This window comes from Microbacterium meiriae, assembly GCF_040685015.1.
GTDB classification, from domain to species: domain Bacteria; phylum Actinomycetota; class Actinomycetes; order Actinomycetales; family Microbacteriaceae; genus Microbacterium; species Microbacterium meiriae.
Genome location: NZ_JBFBHD010000002.1, coordinates 908,096 through 925,348 on the forward strand (window position 1 = coordinate 908,096; position 17,253 = coordinate 925,348).

Annotated in this window: 17 protein-coding genes; 4 read left to right on the forward strand and 13 right to left on the reverse strand. The window is 69.6% G+C overall.

Features of this window, described 5'->3' with window-relative positions:
- Positions 1-17 precede the first annotated feature (17 nt).
- From AB0N68_RS12945 to prmC, 10 genes are all read right to left on the reverse strand, one after another.
- Positions 18-914 (reverse strand): F0F1 ATP synthase subunit gamma, encoded by an 897-nt coding sequence (locus AB0N68_RS12945; RefSeq protein ID WP_187663821.1) that lies wholly within the window; start codon positions 912-914, stop codon positions 18-20.
- Positions 915-933: 19 nt separating this feature from the next.
- On the reverse strand, positions 934-2,574 hold the full coding sequence (gene atpA, locus AB0N68_RS12950; protein ID WP_062634989.1) for a F0F1 ATP synthase subunit alpha: 1,641 nt from the start codon (positions 2,572-2,574) through the stop codon (positions 934-936).
- Between the two features lie 47 nt (positions 2,575-2,621).
- Complete coding sequence (locus tag AB0N68_RS12955; protein ID WP_363332868.1) at positions 2,622-3,413, reverse strand: F0F1 ATP synthase subunit delta; 792 nt, start codon at positions 3,411-3,413, stop codon at positions 2,622-2,624.
- Positions 3,413-3,991, reverse strand: a complete 579-nt coding sequence (locus tag AB0N68_RS12960; RefSeq protein WP_363332870.1) for a F0F1 ATP synthase subunit B — start codon at positions 3,989-3,991, stop codon at positions 3,413-3,415. Before AB0N68_RS12960 ends, AB0N68_RS12955 begins: the two co-directional genes overlap by 1 nt.
- 27 nt (positions 3,992-4,018) lie before the next feature.
- Entirely contained in the window at positions 4,019-4,255 is a 237-nt protein-coding gene (gene atpE / locus AB0N68_RS12965) for an ATP synthase F0 subunit C (RefSeq protein ID WP_025103147.1), read from the reverse strand.
- A gap of 43 nt (positions 4,256-4,298) precedes the next feature.
- Positions 4,299-5,120: a F0F1 ATP synthase subunit A gene (gene atpB, locus AB0N68_RS12970; RefSeq protein ID WP_136035259.1), complete on the reverse strand. Its 822-nt coding sequence runs from the start codon at positions 5,118-5,120 to the stop codon at positions 4,299-4,301.
- Between the two features lie 111 nt (positions 5,121-5,231).
- Positions 5,232-5,750, reverse strand: coding sequence for a Cg1360 family ATP-synthase-associated protein (locus AB0N68_RS12975; protein ID WP_280568483.1), 519 nt, complete (start codon positions 5,748-5,750; stop codon positions 5,232-5,234).
- Positions 5,747-6,919, reverse strand: coding sequence for an MraY family glycosyltransferase (locus tag AB0N68_RS12980; protein ID WP_187663818.1), 1,173 nt, complete (start codon positions 6,917-6,919; stop codon positions 5,747-5,749). Before AB0N68_RS12980 ends, AB0N68_RS12975 begins: the two co-directional genes overlap by 4 nt.
- The gene (locus AB0N68_RS12985) at positions 6,916-7,611 is read right to left on the reverse strand and encodes an L-threonylcarbamoyladenylate synthase (protein WP_187663817.1); all 696 of its coding nucleotides are present in this window, start codon (positions 7,609-7,611) and stop codon (positions 6,916-6,918) included. The genes AB0N68_RS12980 and AB0N68_RS12985 overlap by 4 nt, the downstream gene beginning before the upstream one ends.
- Positions 7,612-7,663: 52 nt before the next feature.
- Positions 7,664-8,524: a peptide chain release factor N(5)-glutamine methyltransferase gene (prmC, locus tag AB0N68_RS12990; protein WP_187663816.1), complete on the reverse strand. Its 861-nt coding sequence runs from the start codon at positions 8,522-8,524 to the stop codon at positions 7,664-7,666.
- 98 nt (positions 8,525-8,622) lie between these two features.
- On the opposite strand from prmC, the gene cysK reads away from it, so the two are divergent.
- Both cysK and epsC read left to right on the forward strand, forming a co-directional pair.
- A complete protein-coding gene (cysK, locus tag AB0N68_RS12995) occupies positions 8,623-9,561 on the forward strand; it encodes a cysteine synthase A (RefSeq protein ID WP_292797911.1) in 939 nt (312 codons plus the stop codon).
- Positions 9,562-9,569: 8 nt separating this feature from the next.
- A complete protein-coding gene (epsC, locus tag AB0N68_RS13000; RefSeq protein WP_292797914.1) occupies positions 9,570-10,139 on the forward strand; it encodes a serine O-acetyltransferase EpsC in 570 nt (189 codons plus the stop codon).
- Between the two features lie 27 nt (positions 10,140-10,166).
- On the opposite strand, the gene AB0N68_RS13005 is transcribed toward epsC, so the two are convergent.
- Complete coding sequence (locus AB0N68_RS13005) at positions 10,167-11,711, reverse strand: CitMHS family transporter (protein WP_313366709.1); 1,545 nt, start codon at positions 11,709-11,711, stop codon at positions 10,167-10,169.
- Between the two features lie 150 nt (positions 11,712-11,861).
- Here AB0N68_RS13005 and AB0N68_RS13010 point away from each other — a divergent pair, with 150 nt between their 5' ends.
- Positions 11,862-13,508: a sensor histidine kinase gene (locus AB0N68_RS13010; RefSeq protein WP_313366708.1), complete on the forward strand. Its 1,647-nt coding sequence runs from the start codon at positions 11,862-11,864 to the stop codon at positions 13,506-13,508.
- Complete coding sequence (locus tag AB0N68_RS13015) at positions 13,505-14,158, forward strand: response regulator (RefSeq protein WP_280568498.1); 654 nt, start codon at positions 13,505-13,507, stop codon at positions 14,156-14,158. The genes AB0N68_RS13010 and AB0N68_RS13015 overlap by 4 nt, the downstream gene beginning before the upstream one ends.
- 16 nt (positions 14,159-14,174) lie before the next feature.
- Here the strand turns inward: AB0N68_RS13015 and prfA are convergent, their stop codons facing one another.
- Together prfA and rho are read right to left on the reverse strand one after the other, a co-directional pair.
- Positions 14,175-15,254, reverse strand: a complete 1,080-nt coding sequence (gene prfA / locus AB0N68_RS13020; protein WP_313366707.1) for a peptide chain release factor 1 — start codon at positions 15,252-15,254, stop codon at positions 14,175-14,177.
- Between the two features lie 8 nt (positions 15,255-15,262).
- Positions 15,263-17,212, reverse strand: a complete 1,950-nt coding sequence (gene rho, locus AB0N68_RS13025; RefSeq protein WP_363332875.1) for a transcription termination factor Rho — start codon at positions 17,210-17,212, stop codon at positions 15,263-15,265.
- Positions 17,213-17,253 lie beyond the last annotated feature (41 nt).

A 17,253-nucleotide genomic window follows, 5' to 3' on the forward strand; every position in this document is an offset into this window, starting at 1 on the left:
TCTTTCCTGAGGGTCTGTCAGCTCGATGCGAGAGCGTCGGCGCCACCGACGATCTCGGCGATCTGCTGGGTGATCTCGGCCTGACGCGCGTTGTTGCGCAGGCGGGTGTAGTCGGTGATGAGCTTGTCGGCGTTGTCGCTGGCCGACTTCATCGCCTTCTGCGTCGCGGCCTGCTTGGCGGCGGACGACTGCAGGAGGGCGTTGAAGACGCGGCTCTGGATGTACACCGGCAGGATCGCGTCGAGCACCGTCTCGGCGTCGGGCTCGAACTCGTACAGCGGGTAGACGGTGCTGCCCGCCTCCGAGTCGTCGGCCTCCGCGATCTCCAGCGGCAGCAGGCGCACGGACTCCGGCGACTGCGTCATCATGCTGACGAAGCGGTTGTACACGAGGTGGATCTCGTCGACGCCGCCGTCCTCGCCGCCACGGTTGAAGGCCTCGAGAAGCGTCTGCGAGATCTCCTCCGCCGTGTGGAACGAGGGGGTGTCGGTGTCGCCGGTCCACTCTGCAGCGGCCGCGATGCGACGGAACTGGAAGTACCCGACGGCCTTGCGGCCCACGAGGTAGAACACCGGCTCCTTGCCCTGCTCGCGCAGGAGCTCCGCCACCTCGAGACCCTCACGGAGGATCTGCGAGTTGAAGGCTCCGGCGAGACCGCGGTCCGACGAGAAGATCACGACCGCGGAGCGGCGGATCGTCTCGGGCTCGCGGGTGAGCGGGTGGTCGACGTTCGAGTGCGTCGCGACGGCGGACACGGCCCTCGTCACGGCCCGCGCGAAGGGGGTGGACGCCTTGACGCGTGCCATCGCCTTCTGGATGCGCGAAGCCGCGATGAGTTCCATCGCCTTCGTGATCTTCTTGGTCGTCTGAGCAGAAGAGATCTTCTGCTTGTAGACCCTGAGTTGAGCGCCCATGAATCAGTACCTCACGCGGTTACGCGCGACGACCCTTGACGATCTTCTCCTGGTTGACGTCCTCGGCCTCGGCCGCAGCGTGCTCCTCGTGGCCAGGGGCGCCGATGGCGTGGCCCTTGCCGCCCTGGAACTCCAGGAGGAAGTTGTCGGTCTGCTTGTCGAGCTCGGCGACGGTGGCGTCGTCCAGCACGTTGGTCTCCCGCAGCGTGTCGAGCACCTTCGTGTTGCGACGCAGGTAGTCGAGCAGCTCGCGCTCGAACCGCAGCACGTCCTCGACCTCGATCGAGTCGAGCTTGCCATTGGTGCCGGCCCAGATCGAGACGACCTGCTCCTCCACCGGGTACGGCGAGTACTGCGGCTGCTTGAGCAGCTCGGTCAGACGGGCACCGCGCGAGAGCTGACGACGCGAAGCGGCGTCGAGGTCCGATGCGAACATCGCGAACGCCTCGAGCGAGCGGTACTGCGCCAGCTCCAGCTTCAACGTTCCGGAGACCTTCTTGATCGACTTCACCTGAGCGTCACCACCGACACGCGACACCGAGATACCCACGTCGACCGCAGGACGCTGGTTGGCGTTGAAGAGGTCGGACTGCAGGAAGATCTGGCCGTCGGTGATCGAGATCACGTTGGTCGGGATGTACGCCGAGACGTCGTTCGCCTTGGTCTCGATGATCGGAAGACCGGTCATCGAACCCGCACCGAGCTCGTCGGACAGCTTCGCGCACCGCTCGAGCAGACGGGAGTGCAGGTAGAAGACGTCGCCAGGGTAGGCCTCGCGGCCCGGCGGGCGGCGCAGCAGCAGGGAGACGGCACGGTAGGCCTCGGCCTGCTTCGACAGGTCGTCGAAGATGATGAGGACGTGCTTGCCGCCGTACATCCAGTGCTGGCCGATGGCCGAACCGGTGTACGGAGCGAGGTACTTGAAGCCGGCGGGGTCGGACGCCGGAGCCGCCACGATGGTGGTGTACTCCAGAGCGCCGGCCTCCTCGAGCGCGCCCTTCACCGAAGCGATGGTCGAGCCCTTCTGACCGATGGCGACGTAGATGCAGCGGACCTGCTTGTTGACGTCGCCGGACTCCCAGTTGGCCTTCTGGTTGATGATCGTGTCGATCGCGATGGCCGTCTTGCCGGTCTGGCGGTCGCCGATGATGAGCTGGCGCTGGCCGCGGCCGACCGGGATCATCGCGTCGATCGCCTTGATGCCGGTCTGCATGGGCTCGTGCACCGACTTGCGCTGCATGACGCCGGGGGCCTGGAGCTCGAGCTCGCGGACACCCTCGGTCGCGATCGCGCCGAGGCCGTCGATCGGGTTGCCGAGCGGGTCGACGACACGGCCGAGGTAGCCGTCGCCGACCGGGACGGAGAGGACCTCACCCGTGCGGGTGACTTCCTGACCGGCCTCGATGCCGGTGAAGTCGCCGAGGACGACGACACCGATCTCGTGCTCGTCGAGGTTCAGCGCGAGACCCTTGGTGCCGTCGGCGAAGGTCACGAGCTCGTTCGCCATCACGCCGGGAAGTCCCTCGACGTGAGCGATGCCGTCGGCGGCGTCGATGACGGTGCCGACCTCGGTCGCCGCGGCCCCGGTGGGCTCGTACGCGGCGGCGAAATCCTTCAGCGCGTCACGGATGACGTCGGGGCTGATCGATAGTTCTGCCATTGTCTTCCCTTTGTATCTGGGTGCGCGGTTCCCCGCGCGAAGTCGTGTTAGCCCGCGAGCTTCTGGCGAAGGTCGGCGAGTCGTGCGGAGATGCTGCCGTCGATGACGTCATCGGCGATCTGCACACGCAGGCCTCCGACGACGCTGGGGTCGATGACGACGTTGAGGGACACCTGGCCGCCGTATCGCTGCGAGAGCGTCTGGCCGAGTCGCGTGCGCTGCGCGTCGCTGAGCTCGGTCGCCGTGTGCACCGTGGCCACGAGGCGACCGCGCTGGTTCGAGACGATACGCATCGCCCGGCTCAGCAGCTGCCGCACCCGGCGCTCGCGCGGCTGACGCACGAGGGACGTGACGATGAGGGCCGTCGGAGCGCTGGCGGAGGCATCGACGAGGAGACGCTCGACCAGGGCGGCCTTGGCGTCCTCTCCCCCGAGCCGGCTGCCGAGCGCGAGTTCGAGCTCCGGGTTCGCCGCGATCACCCGCGAGAAGCCGAAGAGCTCGCCCTCGATGTCCGCGCCGGGCTCGGCGATGGTCGCCGCCCGGATCGCGAGCTCCTCGAGACCGTCGATCAGCTCGGAGGCGTTCGACCAGCGTTCGGCGACAGCGGTGCGCAGGACATCCTGCGCCGCGGAGCCGTACTGCCCGAACACCGCGGACACGACGTTCTGCCGCGCCGAGGTCGGAGCCGAGGTGTCAGCCAGCGCGCCGCTCAGCTGAGACGATTCGCCCACGGCCCGCGCGGCCGCGAACAGCTCGCGCGCGGTCTCGAGGGTGACGTCCTTCGCTGCGGCAAGCGTCTGAGTGGATGCCGCGAGTGCCTGAGCGGTCGCGCTGCCCATTACGACTGCCCGCCCGGGACCTGAGCCTGTCGAAGGTCGGATGCTTCGAGATCGGCGAGGAAGCGGTCGACCACGGCGGCCGCGCGGGCGTCGTCGGAGAGCGTCTCGCCGACCACGCCGCCGGCGAGGTCCAGAGCGAGCGAGCCGACCTCGCTGCGCAGGGAGACGAGAGCCGTCTGGCGCTCTGCCTCGATCTGCGTGTGCGCGGTGGCGGTCAGACGCGCGGCCTCGCTGGCTGCGGTCTCCTTCGCCTCGGCGATGATCTTCTTGCCGTCCTCACGGGCGGCCTCACGGATCTCACCGGCCTCGGTGCGTGCCTCGGCCAGCTGTCGGGTGTACTCCTCGAGAGCCGCTTCCGCCTGCTTCTGCGCCTCATCGGCCTTGGCGATGTTGCCCTCGATGGCGGCGGACCGCTCGTCGAGCATCTTCGTCAGACGAGGAAGGGCGACCTTCCACATGACGGCGAGGATGATGAGGAACCAGAAGCCCGACCAGATGATGTCGTACCACGCGGGGATCAGCGGGTTGTTCGCCGCCTCACCCTCAGCCGCGAGGTTCGTGACAAGAGCGTTCAGCATCCTGTCTCCTTCAGAAGTCGGTGGGGATTACGGGAAGGGGATGAATCCGACGGCGATGCCGACGAACGCAAGCGCCTCGGTGAAGGCGATACCGATCCACATGAGGACCTGCAGGCGACCGGCCAGCTCGGGCTGACGGGCGACGCCCTCGATGGTCTTGCCGACCACGATGCCCACACCGATGGCCGGGCCGATGGCCGCGAGGCCGTAGCCGACCGCCGCGAGGTGGCCGTTGATTTCAGCGAGAACCGTAGTTGCGTCCACGGGTTTTTCCTTTCGTTGGGTGGGAGGGCTGTTGCCCGCCCGCTCAGTGCTCTTCTGCGACCGCGAGCTGGATGTAGACCGCGGTGAGGACGGTGAAGACGTAGGCCTGCAGGACGGCGACCAGGATCTCGAAGAGAGTGAAGGCGCCGCCGAAGGCGAGGGTTCCGATACCGAGGGCAGCCCAGCCGCCGCCCGCGGTGAAGAAGAAGAACTGGGTCGCCGCGAAGCAGAGGACCAGGATCATGTGGCCGACGACGAGGTTCATCAGCAGTCGCAGGGTGAGGGTCACCGGGCGGATGATGAACGTCGAGATGAGCTCGATCGGCGTGACGATGAAGTAGACCGGCCACGGCACGCCGGACGGGAAGAGCGCGTTCTTGAAGAAGTTCTTCGGGCTCTTCTTGATGCCGGCGTAGATGAACGTGACGTAGCTGACCACGGCGAGCGTGAGCGGCACCGCGATGATCGCCGTTCCCGGCATGTTCAGGAACGGGATGATTCCCGTCACGTTCATGAACAGCACCATGAAGAAGATCGTGGTGAGGATCGGCAGGAAGCGGTCGCCGTCCTTGCGGCCGAGCAGGTCGTGCGCGATGCCGCCGCGGACGAAGCCGAGGCCCATCTCGACGAGGCTCTGGAACCGGCCGGGCACGACCTTCATGCGGCGGGTGCCGAGCCAGAGGATCAGGACGACGGCGATCACCGAGAGCAACTGGATCAGGTGGATCCGGTTGACCGGGATGGGTCCGACGTGGAAGAGGATCTCCGGGAAGAACTCATCGATCGAAGGGCCGTGGAACTCGCCATCAGAGGACGCGAGTCGGGGGGTCAGGGTCGCAGCAAGATTAAACAGCGCGGGCTCCAGCTTCGGGGCACCGGTCAGAACCGGGGCGACGATGGTCGGTGTGCTACACAGCGCAAGCGCTCGCGGGCGAGCGGCGGGCACTCCTCAACACTATCAGAATCCAAGGGTGCCCTAAGACCGCGGGGCCGCGTCCGCAGGGCCGTCGGCGGCATCGTTCACCGCTCCGGGGGCGCGGTCCTCCGGCACCTCGGTGGGCAGCGTGGTGTCGCTGACGTTCGGCAGCCGCATCTGGGTGAGAACGACGACGTCGATGATGAGGGACATGAGCACCCCCGCGACGATCGACAGGAAGAACACCATCGGCTCGATCCACGGCTGTCCGGCGAGCAGGATCATCACGACGACGAAGACCCCGAGCTTCAGCAGCCACCCGCCCAGCACGATCGCGAAGAAGAGCTGCACGTACAGCGGATCGCCGTACCACCGGTTGGCGATGAGGATGCTCAGCCCCGTGATCCCGAGGAACAGCGCGGCGAGGAGGACACCGAGGAGACCGCTGACCAGCCCCTCCCCCTGCGCGACGGCGAAGCCGATCCCGCCGGCGACGAGCGCCAGCACGACGGTGGCCACCGCCGACCAGACGAGGGTGCGACGCAGGATCGGGGTGCTGGAAACGGGGCTCGGACTCATCGGGGCTCCAGGGGGATCGGGTCGGGCGCGACGCCCGCGGCGGTCTTGCGTCGGCGGGTGGGACTCAGGGTGATGACGAGGCATGCGGCGATGCCGACGACCCCGAACGCGACACCCGGAAGGTACTGGCCGGGCCAGTCCTCTCGGGCGCCGACGTACATCAGGAGGACGGCGAGGGAGATGACGGCCGTCCAGGCGTAGAAGATCAGGACCGCATCGCGGTCGCGATGGCCGAGGTCGAGCATCCGGTGATGCAGGTGCTTGCGGTCCGGCGAGAACGGCGATCGCCCCGCGCTCATCCGACGCAGCACGGCGAGGCCGAAGTCCAGCAGCGGGAGGAGCACGACCAGCAACGGGAGCAGGATCGGCAGGAAGGCGCCGACCAGCTGCGAACGCCCCAGGCGCTCCGGGTCCAGGGCGGACGGATCCATCTGCCCGGTGATCGCGATGGCCGAGGTCGCCATGAGCAGACCGATCACGAGAGCACCGGAGTCACCCATGAACAGCTTCGCCGGGCTCCAGTTCAGCGGGAGGAAACCGAGGCAGGCGCCGATGAGGACCGCGGCGAGGAACGTGGAGAGGTTGAAGTAGCTCGACGCCCCGGAGTCCCGCGTGAAGATGTACGAGTACGCGAAGAAGACGCCGTTCGAGATCAGGCAGACGCCGGCGACGAGACCGTCGAGACCGTCGATGAAGTTCACGGCGTTCATGACGATCACGATCGCGAACATGGTGATCGTGATGCTCAGCCAGCTCGACACGACGATCAGGTCGCCGAACGGCAGGGAGAGGATCTGCAGGCCGCCGCCCACCGTGATGATGCCGGCGGCGAGGAACTGCGCTCCCAGCTTGATCATCCAGTCGATGTCCCAGAGGTCGTCCATGACCCCGATCACGGCGATGAGCAGGGCGGCCGCGAGGATCGACCACATGGTCTGCGGCGGCGTCCAGATGCTCTGGAAGAACGGGTTGGCGGCCGAGACCGCGAAGGCGGCGACGATGCCGAGGAAGATCGCGACGCCGCCGAGTCGGGGCGTGGGGGTGGTGTGCACGTCGCGTTCGCGGATGCCGGGATACAGCTTGAAGCGGAGGCTCAGCCGCCACACCGCCCAGGTCAGCACGAAGGTGATCGCGGCGGTGACGATGATCGTGAAGAGGTACTGCTTCACGAATCCTCGTCCTGCGGGTCCGGCTCGAGCAGGTCGCCCAGGACCTCGCGCAGCTGCTCCCTGGTCACGACGCCGTCCCGCAGGATCCGGACGACGCCCTGCTCGGCGTCACCCGCGCGGCGGACGAGCGAGGTCGCATCGATGATCGTGGACGCGACGCCGTCCTTGCTCATGCCGTCGTCCAGATACACCGCGACGCTGTCGCCCAGCATCTTCTCCGCGTCGAGCGCGGAGATCGCTGCCGCCTTGCCGGTGAGGTTGGCACTGGACACCGCGAGCGGTCCGGTCTCGGCCAGCAGCTCGAGCACCACCCGCCCCTCGGGCATGCGGACGGCGACCGTGCCCTTGGTCTCCCCCAGATCCCACACCAGCGAGGGCTGCGCCGGCAGCACGATCGTGAGCCCCCCGGGCCAGAACGCGTCGACGAGACGCTGGACGGGCTCCGGAACAGCCTCCGCGAGGGCCGTCAGCGTCTCCTTCGTGCCGACGAGCACGGGCGGCGGCTGATTGCGGCCGCGACCCTTGGCGTCCAGGAGGCGCTGCACCGCGGGCGGCGAGAAGGCGTCGGCGGCGACGCCGTAGACGGTGTCGGTGGGGATGACGATGAGGTCGCCGCGGCCGATCGCCTGGCGCGCATTGCGCATCCCGGCGAGCAGCTGCGCCTCGTCGCTGCAGTCGAAGATGGGGGACATGACGGTTCGATTCTACGCGGGGCGGGTTCGGGACGAGCTCGACGTCTGCTGATCAGGGGCGGACGGCGGTGGTGGCGCGGTCGCGCAGCGTCAGATCGCGATGGGTGGCTGCGGCCCGCCATCCGTCAGCCGCGAGCAGCTCGCGGATCGGGGAGCCCTGCAGTTCTCCGTGCTCGATCACCAGCGTGCCCCCCGGCCGCAGCAGACGCAGAGCCCTGGTGCTGAGCACACGGACGACGTCCAGCCCGTCCTCTCCGCCGTAGAGCGCGAGGGCGGGGTCGAACAGCCGGACCTCGGGGTCGCGCGGGATCGCCTGAGCGGGGACGTACGGAGGGTTCGAGATGACGACCGCGGCTGTGCCGTCCAGTTCGGGGAAGGCATCGGCGAGATCGGACAGCACGAGCGTGAGGTTCTCGACACCCTCGACGTTGCGACGGGCCCAGACGTGGGCCTCCGGGGAGATCTCCGCGGCGTACACCCGGGCGTGCGGCACCTCGGTCGCCATCGCAAGCGCGATCGCCCCGCTGCCCGTGCCGAGATCGACGCCGATGGGGGACGGATCGCCCGACCCCAGAAGGGCGTCGATCGCATACTGCGCCACGGTCTCCGTCTCGGGCCGGGGGACGAAGACACCAGGGCCCACCGCGAGCTCCAGATGCCGGAACGGTGCGGTGCCGGTGAGATGCTGCAGGGGCTCGCGGCCTGCGCGTCGGGCGACGAGCGCGTCCAAGGCGGTCGCGTCGTCGTCGTCGAGCCTGTCGCCCCGGACGATGGCCGCCTGCACCTCCCCGCGGCGCTGTCCTCGGACGTGTCCGGCGAGCAGCTCGGCGTCGACGAGGGGGTCGGGCACGCCGGCGTCGGCGAGACGCTGCGCCGCGGCGCGCACGGCCGCAGCGAGGGAGAGGTCGGGCATGGCTCCAGCGTAGAGTGCGCGCACGTCACAATGCCCCGTCCCCCCTCGGGCTCGCCTAGGCTGGATCGGCAGCGCACCCGCACAGGAAGGGCTCCCCCATGTCCGGCATCCACCCCGACATCACCACCGCTTTCGGCAACACGCCGCTCGTCCGCCTCAACCGCGTGACCGAGGGCCTCGGCGCCACCGTGCTCGCCAAGCTCGAGTACTACAACCCGGCGTCCAGCGTGAAGGACCGCATCGGCATCGCCATGATCAATGCGGCGGAGGCCGCGGGTGAGCTCTCCCCCGGCGGCACCATCGTGGAGTCCACGAGCGGCAACACCGGCATCGCCCTCGCCATGGTCGGCGCCGCCCGCGGCTACCGTGTCATCCTCACGATGCCCGCCTCGATGTCGAAGGAGCGCCGTGTGCTGCTCAAGGCGTTCGGCGCGGAGATCGTCCTCACCGACCCCACCAAGGGCATGAAGGGCGCGATCGAGGAGGTCAAGCGCATCGTCGACGAGACCCCTGGCGCGGTCTGGATCCGCCAGTTCGAGAACGCGGCGAATCCGCAGATCCACCGCGAGACCACGGCGCAGGAGATCCTCCGGGACACCGAGGGCGCGGTCGACATCTTCATCGCCGGCGTCGGCACGGGCGGGACGGTCACCGGCACCGGGCAGGCGCTGAAGGCCGCGAAGCCCGAGGTCCAGGTCATCGCCGTCGAGCCGAAGGACTCCCCCGTCCTCACCGAGGGGCACCCCGGACCGCACAAGATCCAGGGCATCGGCCCGAACTTCGTACCCGACGTGCTCGACCGCGAGGTGCTCGACGAGATCATCACGGCGGAGTTCGAGGACTCGCTGCGCGTGGCCCGCGAGCTCGCGGCGAAGGAGGGTCTGCTGGTCGGCATGTCGTCCGGTGCCGCCGTGTCGGCGGCCCTGACCGTCGCCGCGCGCCCGGAGAACGCCGGCAAGACCATCGTCGTGATCATCCCGGACACCGGCGAGCGGTACCTCTCCACCGCCCTGTTCGAGGACCTGCGCGAGGACTGAGGTCGTCGATGGGCATGATCGGGCGAATGCGCGAGGACATCGCCGCCGCGCGCCTTCGCGATCCGGCCGCGCGCACCGCGATCGAGGTGGCACTGCTCTACCCCGGCCTGCACGCCATCTGGGCGCACCGCGTCTCGCACGCGCTGTGGCGGCGGCGCCTCCGGCTCCTCGCGCGCGCCGGGTCGCAGATCTCCCGGTGGCTGACGGGCGTCGAGATCCACCCCGGAGCCCGGATCGGCCGGCGCTTCTTCATCGACCACGGCATGGGCGTCGTGATCGGCGAGACCGCGGAGATCGGCGATGACGTGCTGATGTACCACGGCGTGACGCTCGGGGGCCGGACACGGGACGTCGGCAAGCGGCACCCCACCCTGCAGGACGGCGTCGCCGTGGGCGCGGGGGCGAAGATCCTCGGCGCCGTCACGGTCGGAGCCCGTTCCGTCGTGGGCGCCAACGCCGTGGTCACCAAGGACGCACCCGCCGACAGCGTGCTCGTCGGCGTTCCCGCGAAGCCGCGCCAGCGGACCGCCGGAGAGGACACCAGGGCCCTGCTGACCGCCCCGGACTACTCCATCTGACGCTCGCCCCGCGGCCGGCGACCTTCGTCACTGCGCGACGAAGAACGGGACGGCGCCGACCAGGATGCCGATCCCCAGCATCACGAGCGACACGATGACCGCGCGCCACAGCACCTTCCGGTGGTGGTCTCCGAGGTTCACCCCGGCGAGCGAGACCAGCAGCAGGATCGCGGGGACCAGCGGACTCTGCAGGTGCACCGGCTGCCCGGTGATCGAGGCTCTGGCCATCTCGACCGGATCGATGCCGAAGTTCGCGGCGCTCTGTGCGAGCACGGGGAGGATGCCGAAGTAGAAGGCGTCGTTCGACATGAAGAACGTGAACGGGATGGACAGCACACCCGTGATCGGGGCGAGGAACGGTCCGAGCGCGGGTGGCAGCACGGTGGTGATCCAGGTCGCCATCGCGTCGACCATTCCGGTGCCGGAGAGGACTCCCACGAGGACGCCGGCCGCGATGACCATCGATACGACGCCGACGATGCTCGGGGCGTGCGCGACGATCTCCGCCGCCTGATCCTTGATGCCGCGGAAGTTGACGACGAGGGCGACGCCGGCCCCGACCATGAACACGTAGGGCAGCGGAAGGATGTCGACGACAAGGAGCACCATGACGGCGACGGTCAGCAGGAGGTTGAACCAGATCAGCCGCGGGCGCAGGGTGGGGCGGGCCGGATCGAGCATGGTGTCGGCCATCGCCGTGTCCGCGGGGTCGACGCTCCCGGCCGCGACCGGGGCGTGTCCGCCGGCGACGACGACGAGGTTGCCGGTGCGCAGCGAGGCGCGCGCGCCCGGCTTGAGCTCGGCGCCGCGGAAGATGCGGGGCACGGAGGCGAGCACACCGCCGTCGGCTCCGGTGAGCCGCCCGTCCGCATCGATCCGCCCCAGACGACGCCGCTCCCCCAGGCCGAGCAGCCAGGCGAAGCCGAGCGTCACGACGATGCCCGCGCCCAGCGCGGGAAGCATCGGCACGAAGATCTCCGTCGGCTGCACGCCGAGCGCGGTCGCGGCGCGCACGGTCGGTCCGCCCCAGGGGACGATGTTGAGCGTGCCGTTCATGAGGCCGGCGACGCAGGTGAGGACGACGGGGCTCATGCCGAGGCGCAGGTAGATGGGCAGCATCGCGGAGGTCGTGATGATGAAGGTCGTCGAGCCGTCGCCGTCGAGGGACACGGCGCCGGCGAGGATCGCGGTCCCGAGCACCACCTTCGCCGGGTCATCGCCGAGCAACCGCGTGATCAACCGGATGAGCGGGTCGAAGAGGCCGACGTCGATCATGATGCCGAAGAACATGATGGCGAACATCAGCAGCGCCGCCGTGGGCGCCATGGTGCCGATCGAGTCGAGGATCATGTCGCCCAGGCCGAGACCCGCCCCCGCGAACAGCCCGAAGACGGTGGGCACCAGGATCAGCGCCACCATGGGCGTGAGGCGCTTGGTCATGATCAGCGTCATGAACACGAGGACCATCGTGAAGCCGAGGATGACGAGCACCCCCTCCGGCGGTACGAAGGCCACGTCGTAGGTGGGTGCCTCCTCGGCGGCAGCGATCAGCGCGATCGATGCGTGGAACATGCGTGACTCCTTCGTCGTCGCTCCGTCATCGCTGACGGATCCTGACGAGGCTAGGCAATCCGGAGACGCGGAGCGCGGTATGCCGCATTCCCGGCTGTTGTGCGCGTACCGTGACTTCTGCGCATATTGCGCGTCGGGAGCGAGGTGACGATGTCCACGGAGAAGCGGGTCCGGTTCGCGACCCGCGCCCTGTTGCTGCATCTCGCCGCCGTCGCCCTCGTCGTGACGCTGTGCACGGGCGTGTATCTCGCGCTCGCGGTCCAGCAGCTGCGCGCCGAGGCGGAGTCGACGGCACTCGGCATCGCCAGGACCCTGGCGGAGGACGCGCAGGTGCGGGAGACGGTGACCGCCATCTCCGCGTCGGACGACGAGCCGGATGCGGCGGCGCTGCGCGACGGGCAGCTGCAGCAGATCTCCGCCGCCGTCATGGCGCGCACCGGGGCTCTGTTCGTGGTGATCACGGACGACCACGGCATCCGCCTCGCCCACCCCCTGCCGTCGCGGATCGGCGAAGTGGTGAGCACCCCGTTCGCCGAGGTGCTGGCGGGCCACGAGGTGGTCGACTGGCAGACCGGCACGCTCGGCGAGTCGGCACGCGCGAAGGTGCCGGTGCGGGACGATACCGGCACGCCGGTCGGCGAGATCAGCGTCGGGTTCGAGCGCACCGGGGTCTTCGACGACCTCCCGCCCGTGCTCGCCGCGATCGGGCTGACGGCCGCCGGCGCGCTCGCGCTCGCGCTCGCGACCTTCCTTCTCCTCCGCCGCCGCTGGGAGCGGTTGACCCTCGGCGTGCAGCCCGAGGAGCTGGTCGCCCTCGTGCAGAACCAGACGGCGGTGCTGAACGGTGTCGGCGACGGCGTGCTCGCGGTCGATCAGGACGGTGTCGTGCGGGTGAGCAATGCCGCGGCGGATCGGCTCCTCGGGCTCCACGACCCGGTCGGCCGCCGCGTGGGCGAGCTCCCGCTGCCACCCGTCGTACGGGACACGGCCACGGGAGCCCGCGAGCGTGCGGAGGCGGTCGTCGGCGACCGGATGCTCTATCTCGAGTCGAGCGCGGTGCGGCGCGACGGGCAGGAACTCGGTGACGTGCTGATCGTGCGCGACCGCACCGACCTCATCGCCCTCACCGAGCGGCTGGAGGCCGTGCGCACGATGACCTCAGCACTGCGCGTCCAGCGCCACGAGTTCGCCAACCGCCTGCACGTGGCTGCGGGCCTTATCGACGCCGGCCGTGTCGCCGATGCGCGCGCCTTCCTCGACGAGCTGGTGAGCCGCGGTCCCGTGTCGTTCCCCGTCGCCGGCCTCGACCTCGTGGGGGATCCGTTCCTGCACGCCTTCCTGGGAGCCAAGGGCGTGGAGGCCGCCGAACGGGGCGTCGCCCTGCGGATCGCGGAGGACACGCAGTTGATCGGCACCGTGCGTCGGGCGGAGGACGTGGCGAGCGTGCTCGGCAATCTCGTCGACAACGCGATCGCCGCCGCCGTCGCGGGCACGAGGAACCCGCGGTGGGTCGAGGTCTCCGCGCTGAGCGACGGCGGCGCGCTCGTCGTCACCGTCTCCGACTCCGGCGCCGGTATCCGGGAGCCCGACCTCCGAGCGCCCGCCGACGACGCGGGAAGCGAGGATCGCGTGCACGGGCACGGTATCGGCCTGCCCCTGGCCACGGAGATCGCCCGTCGGAGCGGCGGCGACCTCTGGATCATCGACCCCGGCGGCACCGGCCACGGCGCGGTGTTCGCCGCCCGCATCGGAGATGCCGTCGACCCCACTCCGCATCTCTCGAAGGAGGACCTGTGACGGAACCGCTGCGTGCGCTCATCCTCGACGACGACTTCCGGGTGGCCGACCTGCATCGGGCGGTCGTGGACGACCATCCCGGATACACCGTGACCGGTACCGCGCGCTCCTGTGGCGAGGCTCGCGACCTCGTGCGCTCGACACGCCCCGACCTGCTGCTCGCCGACGTCTACCTCCCCGACGGCGACGGCATCGGACTCGTCCGCGAGGTCGGGGTGGACGCGATCCTCATCTCCGCCGCGGACGACGCGCCCACCGTGCGACGAGCCCTGCGGGCCGGCGCGATCGGCTATCTCGTGAAACCGTTCGACCGTCGCGGACTGACCGGCCTCCTCGACCGGTACCTGCGCTATCGCAACCTGCTCGCGGGTGAGCGTCCCCTCACGCAGGAGGACGTGGACCGGGCGCTCGCGATCCTGCACGGCGGCGGCGAGCCCGTGTCCCTTTCGCGCTCGGCCACCGAGCAGCGCGTGCTCGCAGCGCTCGGAGACGGCGAGGCCTCGGCCGCGGAGGTCGCCGAGCGGGTCGGCATCTCACGGGCCACCGCGCAACGGCACCTCGCGGCTCTCGCCGCACGGACGATCGTCGAGGTGCGGCTGCGGTACGGATCGACCGGACGGCCCGAGCACCGGTACGCGACGCGCACGTGACGCGGCGGGCGGCCGCTCAGCCCTCGGAGCCCACGGCGGCGAGGCGTGCTTCTTCGTCGGCGGCGATGGCGCTCTCGATGATGGGGTCGAGCGCACCGTCCATGACCTGATCGAGGTTGTACGCCTTGAACCCGGTCCGGTGATCCGCGATCCGGTTCTCCGGGAAGTTGTAGGTACGGATGCGCTCCGAGCGGTCCATGCCGCGGATCTGCGACTTGCGCGCGTCGGAGGCTGCCGCGTCGAGCTCCTCCTGCTGCTTGGCGAGCAGTCGGGCGCGCAGCACGCGCATCGCGGCCTCACGGTTCTGCAACTGCGACTTCTCGTTCTGCATCGACACGACGATGCCGGTCGGCACGTGGGTGATCCGGACCGCGGAGTCGGTGGTGTTCACCGACTGGCCGCCGGGGCCCGATGAACGGAACACGTCGATCTTCAGATCGTTCTGATCGATCTGGATCTCCTCGGGCTCGTCCACCTCGGGGAACACGAGCACGCCGGTCGTGGACGTGTGGATGCGTCCCTGCGACTCCGTGGCCGGCACCCGCTGCACGCGGTGCACGCCGCCCTCGTACTTCAGGTGCGCCCAGACGCCCTGTGCAGGGTCGGACGAAGAGCCTTTGATGGCGACCTGGACGTCCTTGTAGCCGCCGAGGTCGGACTCGTTGCGCTCGAGCAGCTCAGTCTTCCACCCCTTGGACGCGGCGTACTGCACGTACATGCGCAGCAGGTCCGCGGCGAACAACGCCGACTCGGCGCCGCCCTCCCCCGCCTTGATCTCCATGATCACGTCGCGGGCGTCGTCGGGGTCGCGCGGGATGAGGAGTCGTCGGAGGCGCTCCTGCGCGGTCTGCACGCCCTCCTCCAGCGCGGGGACCTCGGCGGCGAACGCCTCGTCCTCCCTGGCGAGCTCGCGTGCCGCCTCCAGATCATCGACGGCGCTCGTCCACGCCTCGTGCGCCGCGACGATGCGCGACAGCTCGGCGTACCGACGGTTGACACGCTTGGCGCGGGCCGCGTCGGCGTGCACCGCCGGGTCGGAGAGCTCCTCCTGGACCCGGCGATGCTCGTCGATCAGAGTCTGGACGGACTCGAACACGTCGGGCCTCAGCGGATGTTGTTGTCGTGCCCGTGGGCGCCCGAGGGCAGCGTCGGGATCGACTTCTGCATCTGAACGAGGAACTCCACGTTGGAGTGGGTCTCCTTGAGCTTGCCGAGCACGACCTCCAGCGCCTGCTGCGGGTCGAGGCCGGCGAGAGCGCGGCGCAGCTTCCAGGTGATCTTGACCTCGTCGGCGGAGAGGAGCATCTCCTCGCGGCGGGTGCTGGACGCGTTCACGTCCACCGCCGGGAAGATGCGCTTGTCGGCGAGCTGGCGGGACAGGCGCAGCTCGCTGTTGCCGGTGCCCTTGAACTCCTCGAAGATGACCTCGTCCATCTTGGAGCCGGTCTCGACGAGCGCGGTGGCGAGGATCGTGAGGGATCCGCCGTTCTCGATGTTGCGGGCGGCACCGAAGAAGCGCTTCGGCGGGTAGAGCGCGGATGCGTCGACGCCACCGGTGAGGACGCGGCCGGACGCCGGAGCGGCCAGGTTGTACGCGCGTCCGAGGCGGGTGATCGAGTCGAGCAGCACGACCACGTCGCGGCCCAGCTCGACGAGGCGCTTGGCGCGCTCGATCGCGAGCTCGGCGACCGTCGTGTGGTCTTCCGCTGGACGGTCGAAGGTGGAGGCGATGACCTCGCCCTTCACCGTGCGCTCCATGTCGGTGACCTCTTCGGGGCGCTCGTCGACGAGCACGACCATGAGGTGCACCTCGGGGTTGTTCTGCGCGATCGCGTTGGCGATCTGCTGCAGGACGATCGTCTTGCCGGCCTTGGGCGGCGCGACGATCAGGCCGCGCTGGCCCTTGCCGATCGGTGCGACGAGGTCGATGATGCGCTGCGTCAGCTTCTCCGGAGCCGTCTCCAGGCGCAGACGCTCCTGCGGGTAGAGCGGCGTGAGCTTGCCGAACTCCACGCGGGTGGCCGCGTCGTCGACCGAGAGGCCGTTGATGGAGTCGACCTTGACGAGGGCGTTGTACTTCTGGCGGCCCTGCTGCTCGCCTTCGCGCGGCTGCTTGATGGAGCCGACGACCGCGTCGCCCTTGCGGAGGTTGTACTTCTTGACCTGGCCGAGAGAGACGTAGACGTCGCTGGGCCCGGCGAGGTAGCCGGTGGTGCGCACGAAGGCGTAGTTGTCGAGCACGTCGAGGATGCCGGCGATCGGGATGAGGACGTCGTCCTCGGTGATCTCGGTCTCGAACTCGTCGACCGGGCCGGCACCGCGACGCTTGTTGCGCTGACGGTTGCGCCCGTTGCCGTTGCCGGACTGGTCGTCGTCGGCCGGTGCGTTCTGCGCCTGCTCCTGACCGCCGCCCTGCCCGCGGCCGCGGTTGCGGTTGCGGTTGCGACTGCGGCCTCGACCACCCTGCTCGTCGCCGTTGTCTCCCTCGCCGGACGCGTCCTTCGCGGGGGCGTCCGCCTCGGCCTCGTTCTTCGCGGCAGCGCCGTCGTTCTTCGGCTCGTTCTTCGCCGCGTCGTTCTTGGTGCGGCCGCCCTGGGCGGTGCCCGCGTCGGCCGTCTCGGTCGCGCCGTCGGCCGGTGCCGCCTCGGCCTTCTCGGTCTTCGCCTCGGGGGCCTCGGCGTCCGCCTTCTTCGTGCGACGGCCGCGTCCGGACTTCGGGGCCTCGGCCGGTGCCTCGGCGGCCTCGGCAGCAGGCGCCGGCTCGGCGGCAGCGGTCTCGGCGGGGGCCTCGGCGTCCGCCTTCTTCGCGCGGGTGCGGCGCGGAGCCTTCGCCTTGGGCGCGGCTTCTGCCCCCTCGGCGGAGTCGCCGGCAGCGGCGGGAGCATCGGCGGTGCCGGACTCCTCCGCCTTGGCGGCCTTGGCAGCGGCCGTCGCGGTGCTCGCCCGGCGCGGCGCGCGCTTCTTGGCCGGAGCGGACTCGGTCGCCTGCGCGGCGACGGGGGCGTCGGCGGTCGGAGCCGCCTGATCGTTCTGGGTCTCGGAGAGGTTCTCCACGAGTACTCCCTTATAGGTCATGGGAAATGAGCGTGAACGCG